Source organism: Phormidesmis sp. 146-20, from assembly GCF_052939475.1.
The window spans coordinates 47,591-65,235 of record NZ_JBJPHT010000030.1; the positions used below are offsets into that span (position 1 = coordinate 47,591).

The 17,645-nt window shown below is 47.2% G+C and carries 24 protein-coding genes; 2 read left to right on the top strand and 22 right to left on the bottom strand.

Features of this window, described 5'->3' with window-relative positions:
- Positions 1–378: 378 nt before the first annotated feature.
- The 4 genes from ACKFKH_RS20970 to ACKFKH_RS20985 all read right to left on the bottom strand — a co-directional run bounded on the left by ACKFKH_RS20970 (position 379) and on the right by ACKFKH_RS20985 (position 3,540).
- Positions 379–825 carry a nuclear transport factor 2 family protein gene (locus ACKFKH_RS20970; protein ID WP_446860290.1) on the bottom strand — a complete coding sequence of 149 codons (447 nt, stop codon included), beginning with the start codon at positions 823–825 and terminating at the stop codon, positions 379–381.
- A gap of 79 nt (positions 826–904) precedes the next feature.
- Positions 905–1,516 carry an FMN-dependent NADH-azoreductase gene (locus tag ACKFKH_RS20975; RefSeq protein WP_446860291.1) on the bottom strand — a complete coding sequence of 204 codons (612 nt, stop codon included), beginning with the start codon at positions 1,514–1,516 and terminating at the stop codon, positions 905–907.
- Positions 1,517–1,596: 80 nt separating this feature from the next.
- Positions 1,597–2,475: a helix-turn-helix transcriptional regulator gene (locus ACKFKH_RS20980; RefSeq protein WP_446860292.1), complete on the bottom strand. Its 879-nt coding sequence runs from the start codon at positions 2,473–2,475 to the stop codon at positions 1,597–1,599.
- A 102-nt stretch (positions 2,476–2,577) separates the two neighbouring features.
- Entirely contained in the window at positions 2,578–3,540 is a 963-nt protein-coding gene (locus tag ACKFKH_RS20985; protein WP_446860293.1) for a helix-turn-helix transcriptional regulator, read from the bottom strand.
- 138 nt (positions 3,541–3,678) lie between these two features.
- Here ACKFKH_RS20985 and ACKFKH_RS20990 point away from each other — a divergent pair, with 138 nt between their 5' ends.
- Positions 3,679–4,587 carry an SDR family oxidoreductase gene (locus tag ACKFKH_RS20990; RefSeq protein WP_446860295.1) on the top strand — a complete coding sequence of 303 codons (909 nt, stop codon included), beginning with the start codon at positions 3,679–3,681 and terminating at the stop codon, positions 4,585–4,587.
- Between the two features lie 152 nt (positions 4,588–4,739).
- Here ACKFKH_RS20990 and ACKFKH_RS20995 read toward each other — a convergent pair whose 3' ends face one another.
- The 17 genes from ACKFKH_RS20995 to ACKFKH_RS21075 all read right to left on the bottom strand — a co-directional run bounded on the left by ACKFKH_RS20995 (position 4,740) and on the right by ACKFKH_RS21075 (position 16,403).
- On the bottom strand, positions 4,740–5,222 hold the full coding sequence (locus ACKFKH_RS20995) for a cupin domain-containing protein (RefSeq protein WP_446860296.1): 483 nt from the start codon (positions 5,220–5,222) through the stop codon (positions 4,740–4,742).
- Positions 5,223–5,481: 259 nt separating this feature from the next.
- Positions 5,482–5,979 carry a cupin domain-containing protein gene (locus ACKFKH_RS21000; RefSeq protein ID WP_446860297.1) on the bottom strand — a complete coding sequence of 166 codons (498 nt, stop codon included), beginning with the start codon at positions 5,977–5,979 and terminating at the stop codon, positions 5,482–5,484.
- Positions 5,980–6,015: 36 nt separating this feature from the next.
- Positions 6,016–6,456 carry a VOC family protein gene (locus tag ACKFKH_RS21005; RefSeq protein ID WP_446860298.1) on the bottom strand — a complete coding sequence of 147 codons (441 nt, stop codon included), beginning with the start codon at positions 6,454–6,456 and terminating at the stop codon, positions 6,016–6,018.
- 48 nt (positions 6,457–6,504) lie between these two features.
- The gene (locus tag ACKFKH_RS21010; RefSeq protein WP_446860299.1) at positions 6,505–6,933 is read right to left on the bottom strand and encodes a VOC family protein; all 429 of its coding nucleotides are present in this window, start codon (positions 6,931–6,933) and stop codon (positions 6,505–6,507) included.
- Positions 6,934–7,094: 161 nt separating this feature from the next.
- The gene (locus tag ACKFKH_RS21015; protein ID WP_446860300.1) at positions 7,095–7,280 is read right to left on the bottom strand and encodes a hypothetical protein; all 186 of its coding nucleotides are present in this window, start codon (positions 7,278–7,280) and stop codon (positions 7,095–7,097) included.
- A gap of 3 nt (positions 7,281–7,283) precedes the next feature.
- The gene (locus tag ACKFKH_RS21020; RefSeq protein WP_446860301.1) at positions 7,284–7,424 is read right to left on the bottom strand and encodes a nuclear transport factor 2 family protein; all 141 of its coding nucleotides are present in this window, start codon (positions 7,422–7,424) and stop codon (positions 7,284–7,286) included.
- Between the two features lie 220 nt (positions 7,425–7,644).
- Positions 7,645–8,259: a DUF2808 domain-containing protein gene (locus ACKFKH_RS21025; RefSeq protein ID WP_446860302.1), complete on the bottom strand. Its 615-nt coding sequence runs from the start codon at positions 8,257–8,259 to the stop codon at positions 7,645–7,647.
- Between the two features lie 135 nt (positions 8,260–8,394).
- The gene (locus ACKFKH_RS21030; RefSeq protein ID WP_446860303.1) at positions 8,395–8,931 is read right to left on the bottom strand and encodes a hypothetical protein; all 537 of its coding nucleotides are present in this window, start codon (positions 8,929–8,931) and stop codon (positions 8,395–8,397) included.
- Positions 8,932–9,003: 72 nt separating this feature from the next.
- Positions 9,004–9,207, bottom strand: coding sequence for a hypothetical protein (locus ACKFKH_RS21035; RefSeq protein ID WP_446860304.1), 204 nt, complete (start codon positions 9,205–9,207; stop codon positions 9,004–9,006).
- 65 nt (positions 9,208–9,272) lie between these two features.
- On the bottom strand, positions 9,273–10,127 hold the full coding sequence (locus tag ACKFKH_RS21040) for an SDR family NAD(P)-dependent oxidoreductase (RefSeq protein ID WP_446860305.1): 855 nt from the start codon (positions 10,125–10,127) through the stop codon (positions 9,273–9,275).
- Between the two features lie 29 nt (positions 10,128–10,156).
- On the bottom strand, positions 10,157–11,260 hold the full coding sequence (locus ACKFKH_RS21045; protein ID WP_446860306.1) for an alkene reductase: 1,104 nt from the start codon (positions 11,258–11,260) through the stop codon (positions 10,157–10,159).
- A gap of 57 nt (positions 11,261–11,317) precedes the next feature.
- Positions 11,318–12,337: a zinc-dependent alcohol dehydrogenase family protein gene (locus tag ACKFKH_RS21050; RefSeq protein ID WP_446860307.1), complete on the bottom strand. Its 1,020-nt coding sequence runs from the start codon at positions 12,335–12,337 to the stop codon at positions 11,318–11,320.
- 14 nt (positions 12,338–12,351) lie between these two features.
- Entirely contained in the window at positions 12,352–13,461 is a 1,110-nt protein-coding gene (locus ACKFKH_RS21055) for an alkene reductase (protein ID WP_446860308.1), read from the bottom strand.
- A 189-nt stretch (positions 13,462–13,650) separates the two neighbouring features.
- Positions 13,651–14,499, bottom strand: a complete 849-nt coding sequence (locus tag ACKFKH_RS21060; protein ID WP_446860309.1) for an NAD(P)H-dependent oxidoreductase — start codon at positions 14,497–14,499, stop codon at positions 13,651–13,653.
- Between the two features lie 48 nt (positions 14,500–14,547).
- Positions 14,548–14,796: a tautomerase family protein gene (locus ACKFKH_RS21065; protein ID WP_446860310.1), complete on the bottom strand. Its 249-nt coding sequence runs from the start codon at positions 14,794–14,796 to the stop codon at positions 14,548–14,550.
- A 20-nt stretch (positions 14,797–14,816) separates the two neighbouring features.
- Positions 14,817–15,431 carry an FMN-dependent NADH-azoreductase gene (locus ACKFKH_RS21070; protein WP_446860311.1) on the bottom strand — a complete coding sequence of 205 codons (615 nt, stop codon included), beginning with the start codon at positions 15,429–15,431 and terminating at the stop codon, positions 14,817–14,819.
- 30 nt (positions 15,432–15,461) lie between these two features.
- Positions 15,462–16,403 carry an EamA family transporter gene (locus ACKFKH_RS21075; protein ID WP_446860312.1) on the bottom strand — a complete coding sequence of 314 codons (942 nt, stop codon included), beginning with the start codon at positions 16,401–16,403 and terminating at the stop codon, positions 15,462–15,464.
- Between the two features lie 108 nt (positions 16,404–16,511).
- On the opposite strand from ACKFKH_RS21075, the gene ACKFKH_RS21080 reads away from it, so the two are divergent.
- Positions 16,512–16,967: a MarR family winged helix-turn-helix transcriptional regulator gene (locus tag ACKFKH_RS21080; RefSeq protein WP_446860313.1), complete on the top strand. Its 456-nt coding sequence runs from the start codon at positions 16,512–16,514 to the stop codon at positions 16,965–16,967.
- Here ACKFKH_RS21080 and ACKFKH_RS21085 read toward each other — a convergent pair.
- A complete protein-coding gene (locus ACKFKH_RS21085; RefSeq protein WP_446860314.1) occupies positions 16,916–17,608 on the bottom strand; it encodes a GNAT family N-acetyltransferase in 693 nt (230 codons plus the stop codon). The two genes, ACKFKH_RS21080 and ACKFKH_RS21085, sit on opposite strands and share 52 nt — an antisense overlap.
- Positions 17,609–17,645: the final 37 nt, after the last annotated feature.

Here is a 17,645-nt window from a genome sequence, read left to right on the forward strand (position 1 = left end):
CCCCCAATTTTGGGGGACTTTGAACCTTGGGTTTCCCGCCGCTTTGGGGCAATTCATCCCCTGATTCAGCAACGCCCTTTCTAGTCAACGTCCCCCAATTTTGAAGGGGGATTGAGGGGGGATCTCTGGCTGTGCCTCCGGCGGTGTGATCCCCCAACTCCCCTCAAAAGGGGGCTAAGAAAAAGTTGCACATCGCGTGATCTTTCTACCCGTTGTAATTGCATCCTACTTTAATATTGGTGTTGAGCAATCGCGACTCAATTCAATTTGGAGAACTCCAGAAGAAAACAAGACTGCGAGCAGTTGGCACTGTTGAATCAGTTGATGCTGAGGTTGCGAGAGAAAAGATTAATTCTGCTTCTCTCCCAATCTGCCAATTTAGGGTTTGCCTGCTAAAAATTGCGCGGTTCCTTCGGAGTTGCACAAAAAAGCGCTAATCGCAACTGTATCCGAGTAAAACATTTGGGACTCAATGATTTTTGCATCTCGCATTTTATAGACGCTAACCACTGGCGAATCCAGCGTTCTGCCGCTACTCGCTTCTAATCCTTTGAGCCGCCAAAGCACGACGACGTACTCGCCTGCATCCAGAAACACACCATTCATTTTTCTAGCGGCTTCTGGTTGGAGATGATTCCAGGCTAGAGCCGCCCCTTCAACGTGTTGTTTTGCGCCTTCTAAACCATGATGAATGCCACCATACGGGAGTGAAGCAGCATCGTGGATGACAATCTCAGGATCATAAGTGGCAAGCACTCCAGCGACATCGCGTGTTTCAACAGCTTTGAATAGACGACGAGCGGTTTCAATATTCTCATGAGACATGATAATTCCTTCCTTTCGTACAAGTGTTAGTAGTCATGTTTTACAACAGGCACGATCGCCTAAAGAATGTTGTCGTTCCTTACCATTGAGTTGCAAGGGATTGAAGACTTGCTTGAGCTGCTGAAATAGACTGTTCTCGATCTTTGAAAATCAGATTACCTGCATTGACAAACTGAACATCCTTGATTCCAAACGATTTAAACAGCGTCCGAAGATACGGTTCCTGATGATCCTCACCAAAAGTAGAACCCGGAGCATAATTACCAGCGCAGCTTGTAATAAACAGCGCCTTCTTTCCATGCACCAGCCCTTTAACCCCTGCTTTAGTGACCTCATAAGTTCGTCCAAGCCGAATCAAATGTTCAAAGTAGGCTTTTAAAGTTGCCGGAATTGTAAAGCCATACATTGGCACTCCAAAAACATAACCATCAACCGACAAAAACTCTTCTAGCAGTGGATTAGACACCTCCAAAGCTGCAATCATCTCTGGTGTACAAATTTCGGGTGACGAATGAGTGGCGGCAATCCAGGCTTCGTTAATGTAGGGAACTGGAAAACGCCCTAAATCTCGGTAGAGAACGGCAGCTTCAGGGTGGAACTTCTTCCAGGTCGTAATGAAGTCATGAGACAAAACTCGTGATATTGATCGTTCACCGCTGTAGCTAGCGTCAATGTGAAGAATGTGTTGCATCAGTGAACCTTGAAATCTGCTTATGCAGCCAGTATGCGGCAATGTACCAATGCTTTTCTTCAAGGTTCTTGCGATCGTTTTCAACGTTCTTGCTGTCGAAACACTTTAGGAGTAATGCCCATCAAACGTTTGAAGTGGTAGGTGAAATGTCCTTGACTGGCAAAACCAACCGTCTGAGCAATCATTGCAAGTGATAAATCTCCCATCTGCATCAATTGTTTAGCTCGTTCGATTCGTTGCTGAATCAAATATTGATGAGGCGATGTATGGGTTGATTTCTTAAACAAATGCGCGAAATGATAAGGACTTAACTGTACGATCGCAGCTAACTCAGTTAGGCTAATATTCTGATCCAGGTTTGCATCAATAAAACTAGAAATTTGCCTCCATTGCTGCTGAGTAAAGCCACCTATGATGGGTTTGATTTGACGGGAACTGCTTGAATATCGGCATAAAAGATGAACAACGAGTGCCTGTGCCATTGAATCAGCATAAAGATTGCTGTTTTCTCCGTCAATTTCCAAAGATGTTTTTAACGCAAACCCCATTTGTTGAAGAAATGGATCGAACAATGCTGCGAGGTGAGGAATGAGTTCGATGCGATCGTTCCCAAATACGTCATACCCAACTTGAGTCAGGAATGTTGGCTCTAAAAACAGATTGAAAAACTCAGTTTCTGTGTCCCAGCCGAACGCCTGAGTTGCATAAGCTGGATAAATCGCTAAATCTCCTAGCACTGAGTCAACGGTTTCTTTTTGTCCATCGACGGCTTGTTCCAGTCGAACGGGTTTACCCGCATTCATACAAATGACATGAAAAGGCAACACCTGCTCCGGCACCTGACAAGGAGATTGCCGAAAATGGGCGAATTGAATGTTTTTCCAGTTCGCGCCATCACTTGCCAGAATTGGCGGCTGAGGAAGAACGAGAGGTAGCTTGTTTTGAGCAGAGTCAGTCATCGTTCCCTTGATGCTCGATCGCTTTGCTACACGGGTACGTGTTCGTCTGCTTAAATTCTATGCCAATCTTGCAAACAGATAGCATCATTGATCCGAGTTGATTCAACGTTCGGTGTAGAACGCGATCGCTTCCTTAGCGGCTTGCAAAACGCGATCGCGTAACTCTAAAGGTTCGATCACTTCCATTTGTGCGCCAAACCCCAATACATACGCACAAGCTGCTTTTTCGATATCAAACCGCAGCAAGACAGGAATCCAGCCTTCAGCATCGGGAGCATCAATCCGTTCAATTCGAGCAAAGTAACCCCCATACCGCAACCAAGACATTGCTTCTGGAGCAACCCGCACTGTCACACGGTAGGCAGGAAGATTTGCCTGGAATTCCACCATCGATCGCTGCCAATAGTCGGCTAAATTGAATTCTGTTGGACGTACACAGTGAAAGTCTGTCAAGGCAGCATTTTGCACTCGTGAAATCCGGTAAGAGCGCACTTCTTCCTCTACCGCTGCGACTAAATACCAGATGCTCCCTTTGGCAACTAATCCAAGAGGATTGACTAATCGTTCAACTTGCTTACCATTGCCGCGCTCATAGCTCAAGTAAACTTGTCGTTCTTGCCAAATTGCAGATTGCAGAACCGGAAAGGCTGACATCTCTTCTTCCCAGTGATGCCATCCGGTTGGGTCAACATGAATCCGTTGGCTCACCACTTCTGCTTGCTGACGATTAGCGGCAGGCAATGCGGCTAGAAGTTTGAGTAATGCGGCTTCAAACGCCTGACTCCAGCCTAAATCGGCTAATAAATGTGTGGGTTTCGGCAAAAACAACGCCTGAATTTCTGCCAGGTTGAGTCCGGTTAATGTAGTTTGATAGTGTTCCATCAAGCCCCAACCTCCGCTCTTGCCGCGTTCTGCTACCACTGGAACCCCCGAACTGCTGAGCGCATCCATATCCCGGTGAATAGTGCGCTCAGACACTTCCAATCGTTCTGCTAGTTCGCGTGTGGTTAACCGAGAATGAACTTGCAGCAACATCAAGATAGAGAGGAGTCGATCGGCGCGCATCACAATTCTCCAAACGCTCGCAACTACTTTCTACTCTATTGCTGAAATATGACAAAGGGTGTCATGAAATGACCTTTATGCTGTCAGTATCAGCGGACAAGCAAGTGTCATTGTCCAGAACAATTTTGAGGAGGCATTATGCAACCATTAAAAGATAAGATTGCGATCGTCGCTGGTGGCACTCGCGGCGCAGGTCGAGGTATTGCGGTAGAACTCGGTGCAGCCGGAGCAACCGTTTATGTTACCGGACGCAGCACCTCCACACAGCGATCGGAATATAATCGCCCTGAAACCATTGAAGAAACCGCAGAGTTGGTGAATCAGGCAGGTGGAACAGGAATCGCAATTCAGGTGGATCATCTCGACCCTGAACAAGTGCGATCGCTCATTACACGCATCGAACAAGAACAAGGTTGTCTCGACATTCTCGTGAACGATATTGGTGGAGAACATTGGACAGAGTTTAACCAGCCCATGTGGGAGCTTTCTCTAGAGAAGGGATTGCGCCTGCTAAAAACCGCGATCGACACCCATTTGATCACAAGTCATTTTGCTCTGCCGCTCTTAATCCAGAAGCCTGGCGGCTTGGTGGTTGAAGTAACAGACGGAACGGCAGACTATAACCAGCAGAACTATCGGCTATCGCTGTTCTATGATCTTGCCAAAACTTCGATTATTCGGATGGCATGGGGATTATCGCAAGAACTTCGACCCTATCAGGGTACGGCAGTGGCGTTAACACCAGGATGGCTACGATCGGAACTGATGCTCGACCATTTTGGCGTGAGTGAAGCGAATTGGCAGGAGGCAACCGCAAAGGAACCGCATTTTGTGATTTCGGAAACGCCGCATTATATTGGGCGGGCGGTTGCCCATCTCGCAGGTGATCCAAGGGTCGATCGCTGGAATGAACAAGCGCTTTCCAGTGGTCAACTGGCGCAGGTTTATGACTTTACTGACATTGATGGCTCTCAGCCGGATGCATGGCGCTATATCCAAGAAGTAGAAGCAATGGGCAAACCTGCGGATGCAACTGGGTACAGATAAATCAACTTTGCATCGGTGCCTGCGGCTCACGCGAAGGGTGTTCGCCCAACCACTTTATGAGTTGCTCTGCCTTGCCAAACGATCAACATAGCAATGCACCCTAGAAACAGATTAGCTATCACAAAAGGTCGCAGGCTCCCTGCATTCTGGGGTTATGTTTCTATTGGTTCAAAGGGTTTCGCATCGGAGAAATCATAAATTTCGACGGTTTCTCCCTGTCGAAGCATTCGTTTTTTCAGCCGAGGAAAATCAGCAATTTCGACATCCAGATTTTCTCCTCCTGCTAAATACACTAAATCTTCGCTGCCTGTGTTTCTTAGATAATGAGCCACGGAGGGCGTTGGAAATCCCATAAAATCGCCTGCACCGACCTCGAACTCTGCTTCGTCAATTTCCGCGATGCCATTTCCTGACAGTATGAAAATCCATTCTTCTTCGCGATGATGGGAATGATAGATAAACGATTCTTTACCAGGCGGCACTCGGATGAAATTGACTCCTGTGCGCTGTAGCCCGACTTTATGCCCCAGTTGAGTTCCTGATAGTTCAGAGTTGGAGTTCCAGGGGTGAGAAAAGCTTTGTTGATCGGCAGCAATTTGCTCGGCTCGTAAGATGAAAGCGTTTGGGTTTGTCACGTTGATCATTCTCCAACAATTTTGTCTACCATGTTTTGAGTAGAGTCAGTCACAGTTCCCTTGATGCTCGATCGAATTACCAGACTAGAGGAAGAAGTCTACACTTCACTTTGGTTTTGTACGCTTCGTACCCTTCTAATTCTTCGACTAACATCTTTTCTTCTCCAAAAATCCTCGCGACTAGCAGCAGCGAAAAGATAAAAAAATTAGTCATCGATCCACGCTTCAAGTGACACCGTTGCCATACTTCGTTGAACAGTCATGGCTGAGATTTCAAGATAGGGGGATCAGGTTCATCCGTCCAGTAGTCGGTGTTCTCGAACTTGCCGACTTTCTCGATCGAACTCACCATCCATTTGTCCGAGTCTGGGTAATAACACACCTCGTGCGGCAGATTTTCGCCCACCATAAGAATGTCTACAGGCTCATCGGTGTGATTGTAGAACTGATGAGCCACTCGTTCTCCGCGTGGAAATGAAATCGCATCCCCTTCTTTGACTTCGATCGTTCGATCACCATACCGAAGTGTCGCTTTGCCTTTGAGAATTAGACAAAATTCGTCTTCGTGCATATGGTAATGAAAAGGACAGGAGAGCGTTTTAGGACGCAGCCGATCGACTCTCACCCCAATGTGACCTCGATCGCGATCCATCGCAGGCGAAGATAGTCGCTTTGACCAACCCGTGTAATGTTCAGAGTAATTTTCCTCCTTCCATTCCAGAGCGTTCATGTGGATAATGTTGGGAACGTCAGACATACAACCTCCAAGACTGACTGAAATGACGAAAAGAGTTTAGTGTGACTGATGTGCGAAAACTGCTTCTCGCCTTGCCAATTCCTCTGAAGATAAATCTTCCAAATGAGTGGCAATATACCAGTGATTGCCGACAGCATCTTTCACAGCAGCGCCCCGCTCACCGTAGTACATATCCGTTGGTTCTTGTAGTGAAGTTGCACCTGCTCGAAGTGAGCGCTGATAAACCGCATCAGTGTCGCTTACATAAAGGTGGATCGCTCCAGGCATCGGTGTCCATTCTGCCTTTGCCTCGGATAGTTCAATCATCGAATCACCGATCTTCACTGCTGCATGTCTGATCGTGCCATCCGGTTGTTTCATGCAGAGAATTTCCTCAGCATCAAAGGCAGTCTTCATAAATTCAAGCAGTTGATTCGCGCCTTGGACGGTGAGATAAGGAGTCACGGTATGAAAACCATCAGGAATGAATTTGGTCATAGTTAATTCCTCTTTTACAAGTTGAATGGAATTGTTTAGTGGTTCAGCTTACGCAGATTTGCTGGAGTTCAGTTCTTGCTCAAGTTGTTCATCCCAAAAAGCAGCTTCTACCTTATGTCCATCTGGATCGCGCACAAAGCAACCGTAGTATGGCTCACTGTAGTCGGGTCTGCTACCGGGCGCACCTTCGTCTCTGCCACCTGCTGCGAGTGCTGCTTCGTAGAAGGCATGGACAGCTTCTTTCGTGGGAGCGATGAAGCCGATATGAGTGCCATTGCCAACGGTTGCGGGCTGTCCATCAAACGGGGTTCCCACCCAAAATTCGGGGTATTGTTTGCCATACGCAATCGCACCTGGATGTTCCATCAGTCGCTTGCAACCGAGTGGGGACAAAACAGCATCGTAAAACGCGATCGCTCGTTCAAAGTCGTTGGTGCCGAGCGAAACGTGGGAGAGAATACTGGGATTGTTGTCCATGTCTGAACCCTCCATAAGTTGATTTGAAAGCGGGCAGATTAGATTTAGAGCGGTACTTTAATTCAGCTTGGCTGGGAGACGATCATATAATAGCAGTGCAATTGTACTAAATCAACTTGGTTCCTTTTGCCTTTTGTTAAGCTGCAAGTTCGCCACTCAATCTACTGGTCAATTGACTGGATTTCCATGCGCTTGATTAAACCCTGTTCGATCACATACACATGCTGAACCCTTTGATCCACAATCACATTGCCGTCCAAATCACACACCACTTGATGAACATCAACCACCGTTTGCCCTGTCTCATCGGCCGTGAAGCGTCGCGGCTCAATGTGTGGATCAATCAAACTTCACTGACGATTCCAGTAATCACGCACTTCAGCATGTCCATGCACATACCCACCTTCCATGCCATTTGCCCAGGCAACATCCGGATGCAGAACAGCTAGAACGGTATCAATATCACGAGTGTTAAAGGCTTGATACAGCACCTTGCAAATAGATGAAGTACAAAAACAAGTGATTGAAACTTTCGGGGAACAGGATCTCTTGCCAATTTAACTGTGCTTCACTAACTAGAAATCTGCTGTATGCCTTGCGAAGAAGATTGTCATTCATGTCAGTTTTACCTCCTGCGTCACCGACTCTAGAGCGTTGATCTATTCTAGGTTCAGGCGATGTCGATCGACATCGAGTTTTGTCCAGAACATTTCACTGATTCGAGTAGAAGCTGAAGCGACCAAATCCTAGAAACTGTCCCATCGGATTACTTCCAGTCGGATAGGCGGTAACACCGATGAGGTAAATACCTTGGCTGGGATTGCGGGGAACATCGATCGCGATCGTCACTGTGTTTCCTGGCTGAATCGGTGGATCAAAGGCAACCACAGTATCTTTAGCATTCGCAGCCTGGTTTCCTCCAACTTTTGCCAGTGTTAGTGCTTGCCCTTTCGCTCGATCTCCTGCATAAGCGTGAATACTGTTGACATCAAACTGAACCGGAATCTGATCATCTGAAGACAGCTTGACTGCTTGTAAAGGAGCGCCTGCATTCGCGGAGATGCGGATGGTGAAGGTGTATTGAGATGGCATCGCCTGCTGAGAATAACTTGCTGAAGCCTTGACTAAAGAAGGGGGATTTGTGAAAGCGGTTCTACCATCCATCAGTGTTACTGCGATTCTTTCGGACTTGCGCTCTGCGCTAATCGCATCTTGTGGCAGTTCAGCCGCAGCATTCGGAATTGAGATCGCTCCCAGTAGTAGACTCAGAAACGCAATCTGTACTCCTAAGCCTTGTTGCATTGAACAAAAGACGATTCTGAACATAGTTTCACCTCAATAGCTAAAGATGAGTGATAATTTCATTCATTTGCTTCAAATTCTTCCTACAAAATCGAAACTAAAATGCGGTTGCCTGCGGTAGAGTTTCGCCTTTGTTGAACAGCCTGTAACCTAATCACGTCAGGATAGATCGGCGTACCACGTATTAGCACACTGAAGCGCACCATTATGCCGCAAACAAACGCGCACGGGCACATGCAAATTATATATTGTTGGAGAAGTCCACCGAGGTGCATTATTAATCGTCACTTTTGACTGGCAAAACTCCCAATTACGGATTTTGGAGCCATCCCACCACTTTTGCTTGGTGTTGAGCTTGTCCGGGTCAGTAGTGCGGTCAATAGAGACAATATCACCTTTGCTCGGTCGCTCTACAAGTGCGTAAGATTGGTGAAAGCGCGCTCCGTTGATGAGGCGAACTGTTTTCCCATGCAGACGAGCGGGATAGTTGTGGTCTCGCCCATTACCCTTGTAAAGCACTTCGCGGGGGATGTCTGCGAATGGGCGGTTACAGGCTGCTGAGTCGGCTCTCGCGGCTGGTGTCGTTTCAAGCAGCGTCAGACTGAGAAGTAGGCAGAGCGAAAGCCCGTTCTTCCAAGCCTTAAAAGCATTAAATTTATCGCCAAATGTTAGTTGATTAGGATTAGATGCAGCCATTGATTTTCTCCTTCTTTCAAAAAATGCCAACATTCGCAAATTGACCTACTTCGTCCACCACAGATGCTTGTGTCAACGCCACTTCTGAAAATTATTGTTAGGGCCGCAAGCATTTGTGTAAACTCGACGATTTGTATTGCTATCCAGACAGAATCCGGTTGAAACATTCTTGTACGTCTTGGTAGCGGGAGCAGCACTAGATGCGACTGTGATCGCTAAGATGGATGCGGTAATAGCAGAGCCACCGAGAGCAAAAAACTTTCTCGATCGATACATTGTTTTTCTCCTGTGCGTAAAGAATTTATGGCAGGCGCTTGGGTAATCAACAAAACGCCTCATTTCTAACTGCGTAAACTCGAAAGCATTGATTCAGGCGAAAGAGCATTGTGGGCTGTGTCAAGTCTTGTGACAAGCTTAAGGTTGCTAGTTCCATCACCACCCGCAGCAACGCCACCATCAACCGGAAGAACTACGCCAGTCACCCAGTTCGCATTCGCTAGATATAAGACGGCATCAGCAATATCTTTGGGTGTGCCCACCCTTCCAAGCGGTTGTTGCTGTTTCAAGCGAGCCAGTGCTGCATCATCCACATCACCCAATAAGGGAGTCAGAACAATGCCAGGAGCGACAGCATTGATTCGGATATTGTCTGCGGCTAGCTCGATCGCTAAGTTTTTGACCATCGCTGTGATTGCTGCTTTCGCCATGATTGGTGCAGAAGAAGGCAGAGCCTTGATTCCATTGAAAGCAAGAATGGTACTGATGTTGATAATGGCTCCCCCCTCACCTTGCGGTTCCTTCGGAGTTGCGCTTTGCGCTAATCGCATCTGTTTGACGGTTTCCTGAGTCAGTGCATAGGTGCCACGAACGTAGGTCAGGAATTGATCGAGTTCATCGATCGTATAGTCAGTAAAGTGCTTGCTGGCGAATATACCTGCATTATTAACCAGGACATCGACTCTACCAAATCTAGCAACGGTCTTAGCAACAAGCTCAGACGCAAATGCAGGCTCGGTTATGTCACCTGCGATAACCTGGACGCGATCCACCTGATTCAGTTTCTGGGCTGCAATTTCGAGCTTTGAGAATGTTCTACCATTCAGTACTACGTTCGCTCCAGCGTTGAGAAAGCCTTTAGCAATTGCGTAGCCTAAGCCAGTTGCAGCGCCTGTAACAATGACAGTTTGAGAAGACATAATTCATTCAGTTTTTCTAGTTTGGAATGTCATGAGTAAGTCGGGAAGTCGGTGTAGCCTGCTTTATCAAAGGAGAACCAAACACCGGGGTCGGCGGGTGGATTTAAAGACCAGCCATTGGCAAACCGCTCAACCAAATCTGGATTGCTGATCATCGGTCGCCCAAAGGCAATCAAATCAGCATTGCCATCTTTAATAGCGGCTGAGGCAGTCTCTTGCGTGTAGTCACCATTCGCCATGATTGCACCCTGAAATACGTCACGAAATTCGCCCGTCACCATTGGTTCTCCTAGCTGATGAAAGCCATTGAACTCCAGTCCATCGATCAGAGCCAGGTAACTTAGACCATACCGATCCAACTGTTGAGCAACATAGAGAAACGTTTCTCGGAAATCTGGAGAACCCATGTCGTTATAAGTACTGTTCGGAGACAGCCTCACTCCGACTCGGTTAGCAGGAAACACTGTGAGAATCGCCTCAACAGTTTCTTTGAGGAAGCGGTAGCGATTCTCTAGACTACCTCCATATCGATCGATGCGATGGTTGGTTTTAGATTGCAAAAACTCATCGATCAGGTAGCCATAACCCGCGTGAATTTCTACTCCATCAAAACCAGCATATTGAGTGTGCTGAGCAGCCTGCCGATAATCTTCCACGATCAAAGGAATCTCGTTCGTTTCCAGAGCGCGGGGCGTTTCATAGGGTTGCTTGCCAACTGGAGTATGAATGTATTCATCTTTAAGTCTGATTGCAGAGGCAGAAACGGGTAATTGACCATTTTCCTGAAAGCTACTGTGAGACGCTCGTCCAGTGTGCCAGAGTTGCAGAAAAAATGGCGTACCTTTCGCGTGAACTGCATCGACAACTTGTTTCCAGGCTTGCGCCTGTTCCCCTGAGTAAATTCCAGGACTATTCAACCAACCATTTGCTTGTTTCGAGATGGTAGCCCCTTCAGAAATGATCAAACCAACTGAAGCTCGTTGAGCATAGTACTCTGCCATCAAAGCATTGGGGAGGCGCTCCTTGCCTGCTCGTCCACGAGTCAAAGGAGCCATGACCACGCGGTTTTTCAGCGGCAGCCCTGCCAAATCAAAGGGACTGAGTAAGGTTTTAGCAAGTGTTTGAGCCGTCATGGGTTTTCACCTAAAAAAGATGCAAGAATCGGGGTTTCGAGAGTTTTTTGAGGTGTGTCAGACTGAAATCACAATTTTTCCCAATTGTTCGTTCGACTCCAGGTATCGATAGGCATCAACAATTTGATCGAGGGTGAATCGTTTTTCAGCAATTAGCGGACGAAAAGCTCCTGACTGCAATCGCTGGTTGACATAGCTAATTCCTGCCTGCAACCGTTCCGGGTAAGCGGTGACATGATAGCCTAGATGAAAGCCTTGTACCCGAAAGCCCTTCACGATCGCAGCAACCACTGGAAAGACGGGTGTTCCTTCAGCCAGCGAACCATATTCCACAATCAGCCCTTCAGGAGCAACAATGTCCGCTAATTTTTCCAAGTAAGACCCACTCACAGGGTCAAACACAATCTCTGCACCCTTGCCATTTGTGATTCTATTGACCTGCTCAACCATATCTTCTTCGTCAGTAATGACGACATGTTGAGCACCTACCTGAATTAGTCTTTCTCGCTTGTCTGCCTTGCGGGTAATTGCAATACTTGTTCCTCCAGCATCGTTAACCATTTGAATCGCAGCGATACCCACACTGCTACTGGCTGCGGTAATCGCAACGACATCGCCTTGTTTGAGTTTGCCAAATTCAACCAGTGCTCCGTAAGCAGTCAGATACTGCATCCAAATGGATGTCCCTTCCTCTGGCGAGAACTGTTCTGGATATCTGGCGATGCGAGTCGCTGGCACGATAGCAACTTCACCTGCTACACCGTATTGATTCAGGCTGAATCCGGGGATGGTACTGACGCGCGCTCCTATGGAGATACCGCAAGGGTCGCCCACCTGAAACTCGGTTACTTCCTCCCCGATCGCATCCACAATGCCTGCTGCTTCATAGCCAATCCGAGACGGGAATTGGGCTTGCTCAGGGTAACTATTGGTGCGATACATCACCTCGGCGCGGTTAAGACCCAATGCCTGCACCTGAATGCGGACTTCTCCCGCTTGAGGTTGGCGGAGTGGTTCTTCTTCGAGCTTCAGAACATCAGGTTCACCAAATTCATAGAACTTGACAACTTTAGGCATGATTAGATTTCCTCTTAGGATGCGCGATAGGTAGGAAAGTTGGTATAGCCTTCTTGATCGAAGGAATACCAAACACCAGGGTCGGCGGGTGAATTTAAAGACCAGCCGTTTGCAAACCGCTCAACCAAGTCTGGATTGCTAATCATGGGTCGCCCAAAGGCAACCAAGTCAGCGTTGCCAGATGCGATCGCAGACGAAGCGGTTTCTTGGGTATAGCCACCGTTCACCATCATTGGATTCTTGAACACGTTCCGAAATTCGGACGCAACCATCGGCTCTCCTAGTTCATGAAAGCCGTTGAATGACAGACCATCGACCAGAGATAAGTAGCCCAGACCACACGTATTCAACTGCTGAGCGGCATAGAGAAACGTCTCCCGAAAATCTGGAGAACCCATGTCGTTAAACGTGCTGTTAGGAGACAGTCTTACGCCCACTCGGTTAGCGGGAAACACCGTCAGAATCGCTTCTACGATTTCTTTGAGAAAACGATAGCGATTCTCCAGGCTACCCCCATACTGATCGGTGCGGTGGTTAGTTTTTGATTGTAGAAACTGATCAATTACATAGCCATTCGCTGCATGAATTTCTACACCATCAAAACCAGCATCTTTTGCGCGCTGGGCAGCCTGACGATAATCTTCAACGATTAAAGGGATCTCGTTTGTTTCTAAGGCGCGGGGAGTTTCAGCGGCTTGCTTGCCAGTGGGAGTGCGAATCTCTTTTCCGTTCAGTTTGATGGCAGAGGCAGAAACAGGTAATTGACCATTTTCCTGAAAACTACTGTGAGACGCTCGCCCACAGTGCCAGAGTTGGAGAAAGAATGGTGTCCCTTTCGCGTGAACAGCATCAACAACGTGTTTCCAGGCTTGCGACTGCTCCTCCAAGTAAATTCCAGGACTATTTTGCCAACCGTTCGCCTGTTTCGAGATAGCAGTCGCTTCGGCGATGATTAACCCGACTGAAGCTCGTTGAGCATAATACTCTGCCATCAAAGCGTTGGGGAGGCGCTCCTTGCCTGCTCGTCCACGAGTCAGAGGAGCCATTACTACTCGATTTTTAAGGGGCAACCCTGCCAAATCGAAGGGACTTAGTAGCGTTACTGTCAGTGTTTGAGTTGTCATGTGTTTGTACCAAAAAGATGTAGCTAGAAGTCAGACAAATGACTGAAACCAAACAATCAACTCCTACCTATGAAGGTGAATTGTTGCAGCGTCCACTTTTACAGATGTTGGAGTACATTCACGAATATCTAGACTAGGACTTTAAGCTTGCAGATTTTGCGGTGTTACTGAGTATGAGCCAATTTCACTTCACCGCCATCTTGCTGCGCTCTCGCCTGCTTGGCGGTTTCTTGGGAGAGGACGCTGATCCGCAACTTCGTCTGGTTGGAGCAGATGTAATCGTAATCCACCTTGTCCGCTGCCAAACTCAGATTTGAGAACTTGCCGTTCATCGTAGTGTCCACCGTTTTGACTGCGGTAGGGAATGGGTGCATCTGTGAACAAGTTTTCCAGTCGTTGTTGATAGTCCTGAGCAACGGTTTCATACTGCTCTGTGGTCAGGCGATCGGCTTGATAAACCACAAATGGCGGCAAGACATCCATGCCGGGATACCAGAGGATGCCGTGATGAATTGGGAACAGCAAATCTTCCATTGCACCATTGACTCCCCGTTCGATGTAGTGCGGTAGTCGTCCACCTACTGTAATCGAAAGCATGGTGCGTCTTCCCATCAGTTTGCCTTCACCATATCGATCGCCCCAGCGAGTTCCCTCATGAACACCGACCCCATAAGCAAATCCGTAAGCATACACCCGCTCAAACCAACCTTTCAAGATAGCAGGCATGGAAAACCACCACATTGGAAACTGAAAGATAACAGCATCTGCCCACAGTAGCTTCTGCTGCTCTACTTCAATGTCAGATGTCTGCGTATGCGCGGCAAAAGCGTGTTTAGAGGCATGAATGTAACTGAAGCGATCGTGGGTTTGCGCGTGCAGAAAGTCTTGCTCGTCGGCAACCGCTTTCCAGTTCATACGATAAAGATCGGAGACTTGAACGTGATGTCCTTGATTCGCCAGAACTGAAACTGCCAGATCTTTTAGAGAACCATTCAAGGATTTAGGTTCGGGATGAGCCAGAACAATGAAGATGTTCATAAAAAATTGACCTTTGACACAAATGTAGCGTTAGCTAGTACTTCCAATTCAGGTCAAAGATTTGTCTCTAGTTTGAGGAGGTTTCTCAGCCTGGTTATTCTGAGTTTGCCGCAACGCCTGAACTGACATTCCAGTAACTCCCCAGTCTTCAGTCACAACCTCATCGATCAGCACAAATGTCATAGCTGGATCTTTATTCAACACCTGAACGAGAAGATCGGTTACTCCCTTAATCAGTTCAGCTTTTTGCTCAGACGTTGTTCCTTCTCGCGTAATTCTGATATTGACGTAAGGCATGGTTGTACTCTTTTTATTTCTTACCAACTCATTGCGAATGCTTTTAGTTGCTCGCGTGCCTCAACGAGAGATTGTTCTCGTAATTCAGTTCTCAATCCATTGGCATTGACAAACTCAATCTCTGTAATCCCAATGAAGTTAAAGGCTGTTCTCAAAAAGGGTTCTTGGAAATCCGATGCAGCAAGGTCAGAGCCAGAACGAAAATCACTGCCGCGAGCCGTGATCACCAACATCTTTTTTTGTGTGACTAATCCCTGAAATCCGTTAGCACTGACTGTAAAAGTGCGTCTTGGTCGAATAATGTGATCAAGGTAGGATTTCAGCACTGCCGGGATACTGAAGTTGTACATTGGAGTCGAGAGAACATAGTAATCTGCCGCAAAAAGCTCATCAATCAGTTTGTCTGAAAGCTCGATCGCAGCTGCTAATTCTGGCGTATATTGCTCTGGTGATGTGAACTTTGCTTGTATCCAAGTAGCATCAATGTAGGGAATCGGATTCAACCCTAGATCCCGGTAAGTGATGCTTGCATCTGGATGAGAGAATCTCCACTTTGCTACAAATTCTTGAGCCAGCGATCGCGAATGAGATTGCTCTCCACGCGGACTGGTATCGAGATGCAAAAGATGAGCCATGATCAAACTCCTCGAAGGTTCTACAAAGAGTTAATGTTTGAGTAAAGTTGAGCCTGAAGATTTAAACTGCATCCAGGTGACAGCGAACACGATTAGAACTCCACCTGTAATTTGCATCAACGTCAGGGATTGATCGAACCAGACCCACGCCAGTGCAGCCGCAGCGACAGGTTCAAGGGTAGCTGTGATCGCAGCTTGCTCTGCTTGAACTCGTTGAATACACCAGAAGAACAGCAAGTAGGGTAACAATGTTCCGCCAATGCTGATGAAGAACACTTTAGGAAAATTCTCTGGTGTTAGCAGGCTGCTCGGAAGTCCTTGAGTAAACTGATACGCTAACCAGACGAGACTGGCAACTGCCGAAGTTTTGAGCATCACTCCGATCGGTTCGCGAGTTGTACTTAGATTCTCACTCAGAACGATGTAAGCCGCAAAGAAAACTGCTGTCGATAAACCAATAACCAGACCGAACCCGTTGATCTGTTGCTGATCGCTGGTGAGTAAGTTAGAAACTAAGATCACTCCCAACACCGACAACAACAGTGCGACTAATAGAGATCGAGAAGGCGCAGTTCGAGAACTAAAAGCTGTCCACAGCACGACCCAGATCGAAGCAGTATAGAGCAGGACGATTGCGATCGCGACTGGCAAGCGCTGAATCGCTAAGAAGTCTGCACCCACTAAGCCCACCCGAACGATTCCTAATCCCAACTCTCGTCCGTTGAGTTTTTGAGCCTGCGCTCTGCCAAAGAAGCTGTCGAGAATCGCGAATCCGAAGGTAGCGATCATCGTGGTGACTCCCGCTAACTCAAAGGGAGAGACCCCAACTAGAAACAAGCTGTTGGCAACATTGGCAGCGATTGCCCAAGCCACGACAGTCACAATCATTGCCAACAGCCCTAGAAGATTGGAAGCGTATCGATTCAAACTGAACAGAGGTTCGCAGGCAGAATGAGGCGATTTGAGTGCCATCGTTTTAACCTTATAAGTATTTCAATTTTGAATAATTGAAATTTCAACTAAATTGAAGATAACACCCCTTAGTTGAAATTTCAACTACTTTTTTGCGATAATCTTGGTATGACTTCTCAACCGGAACTGGACAATCAACGCAACTCCCTTTGGCGGCTTTTTATTACCGCGAATGCCAAACTGCTCGATCGCATCGGCGAAAAGTTCTCTCAAGCAGGACTACCTAGCATGGATTGGTATGATGTGCTGCTCACGCTCAAAGAATCCCCAGATCACTGTTTACGGTTGAGTGAGGTCGCAGAAAAAGCACTGTTAAGTCGAAGCAATCTGACGTATTTGCTTGATCGCATGGAAAAAGCTGGATTGCTCTATCGAGAACGATGTTCCGACGATCGACGAGGGACGTATGCAGTGCTAACAGAAGCGGGATTAGCGATGCAGCAGCAGATGTGGTCTGTCTACTCTGAAGCGATCGTAGAATACTTTGGCGCTCACCTCAACGAGGAAGAACTTCAGATAATGCAGCAAGTCCTAGAACGAATGTTAGCTGGAGCTTGTAAGTGAAAACGAACATTACTCACCTCTACTTGAGGAGAACAATGCGCTGTTTCATCTTCATCCTGCCAGTCTTGTCGAAGCATTGCCCATAACTTCGCATCTTCAAACACTCCCCATTTTCGGACTCGTTGGCGGAGTATCCCTTCTTGAGTAAATCCATTCTTCTGGAGCACTTTGCCTGAAGCCGGATTTCGCATTAGGTGATAAGCATAGAGCCGATTAAGATCTAATGCTTCAAACCCGAAACGAAGCACAGGTTTTAATGCTTCGCTCATGTACCCTTGTCCCCACATTTCGATCGCTAACCAAAAACTCAGTTCTGCCTGAGCATGTTCTCGCTCAATAGCTCGAATCTCAATCAGTCCGCAAAATGCTGTTTCAGATTTGCGCTCAATGATAAATGTGGTAGACTGCCCTGCTTCAAATTGTGCAATTTGTCTGGATACGTATCGCTCTGCTTCGTCATCAGGATAAGGATGGGGAATCGAGATCATGGTATCGGCAACTGCACGCATACTTGCAGCGTTTTGAATTGGAGGAACATCTGCACGAGTGAGTGGACGTAGAAACAATCGATTGGTTTCTAAATGATATTGTTGAGCGGTTCCGCCAGAGTTGCTCTTTGCGCGAATCGAACATTGCTGCATTGCTTCACCTTCACATCAGTTGATGAACTAGAATCAG

Coding starts and splice junctions, on each gene's coding strand:
- ACKFKH_RS20990 (WP_446860295.1), top strand. CDS start 3,679: ATGCAACCATTAAAAGATAAGATTGCGATCGTCGCTGGTGGCACTCGC.
- ACKFKH_RS21030 (WP_446860303.1), bottom strand. CDS start 8,931: ATGGCTGCATCTAATCCTAATCAACTAACATTTGGCGATAAATTTAAT.
- ACKFKH_RS20975 (WP_446860291.1), bottom strand. CDS start 1,516: ATGCAACACATTCTTCACATTGACGCTAGCTACAGCGGTGAACGATCA.
- ACKFKH_RS20980 (WP_446860292.1), bottom strand. CDS start 2,475: ATGACTGACTCTGCTCAAAACAAGCTACCTCTCGTTCTTCCTCAGCCG.
- ACKFKH_RS21060 (WP_446860309.1), bottom strand. CDS start 14,499: ATGAACATCTTCATTGTTCTGGCTCATCCCGAACCTAAATCCTTGAAT.
- ACKFKH_RS21025 (WP_446860302.1), bottom strand. CDS start 8,259: ATGTTCAGAATCGTCTTTTGTTCAATGCAACAAGGCTTAGGAGTACAG.
- ACKFKH_RS21080 (WP_446860313.1), top strand. CDS start 16,512: ATGACTTCTCAACCGGAACTGGACAATCAACGCAACTCCCTTTGGCGG.
- ACKFKH_RS21055 (WP_446860308.1), bottom strand. CDS start 13,461: ATGACAACTCAAACACTGACAGTAACGCTACTAAGTCCCTTCGATTTG.
- ACKFKH_RS21010 (WP_446860299.1), bottom strand. CDS start 6,933: ATGGACAACAATCCCAGTATTCTCTCCCACGTTTCGCTCGGCACCAAC.
- ACKFKH_RS21035 (WP_446860304.1), bottom strand. CDS start 9,207: ATGTATCGATCGAGAAAGTTTTTTGCTCTCGGTGGCTCTGCTATTACC.
- ACKFKH_RS21045 (WP_446860306.1), bottom strand. CDS start 11,260: ATGACGGCTCAAACACTTGCTAAAACCTTACTCAGTCCCTTTGATTTG.
- ACKFKH_RS21065 (WP_446860310.1), bottom strand. CDS start 14,796: ATGCCTTACGTCAATATCAGAATTACGCGAGAAGGAACAACGTCTGAG.
- ACKFKH_RS21075 (WP_446860312.1), bottom strand. CDS start 16,403: ATGGCACTCAAATCGCCTCATTCTGCCTGCGAACCTCTGTTCAGTTTG.
- ACKFKH_RS20970 (WP_446860290.1), bottom strand. CDS start 825: ATGTCTCATGAGAATATTGAAACCGCTCGTCGTCTATTCAAAGCTGTT.
- ACKFKH_RS21000 (WP_446860297.1), bottom strand. CDS start 5,979: ATGTCTGACGTTCCCAACATTATCCACATGAACGCTCTGGAATGGAAG.
- ACKFKH_RS21005 (WP_446860298.1), bottom strand. CDS start 6,456: ATGACCAAATTCATTCCTGATGGTTTTCATACCGTGACTCCTTATCTC.
- ACKFKH_RS21050 (WP_446860307.1), bottom strand. CDS start 12,337: ATGCCTAAAGTTGTCAAGTTCTATGAATTTGGTGAACCTGATGTTCTG.
- ACKFKH_RS20985 (WP_446860293.1), bottom strand. CDS start 3,540: ATGCGCGCCGATCGACTCCTCTCTATCTTGATGTTGCTGCAAGTTCAT.
- ACKFKH_RS21085 (WP_446860314.1), bottom strand. CDS start 17,608: ATGCAGCAATGTTCGATTCGCGCAAAGAGCAACTCTGGCGGAACCGCT.
- ACKFKH_RS21070 (WP_446860311.1), bottom strand. CDS start 15,431: ATGGCTCATCTTTTGCATCTCGATACCAGTCCGCGTGGAGAGCAATCT.
- ACKFKH_RS21040 (WP_446860305.1), bottom strand. CDS start 10,127: ATGTCTTCTCAAACTGTCATTGTTACAGGCGCTGCAACTGGCTTAGGC.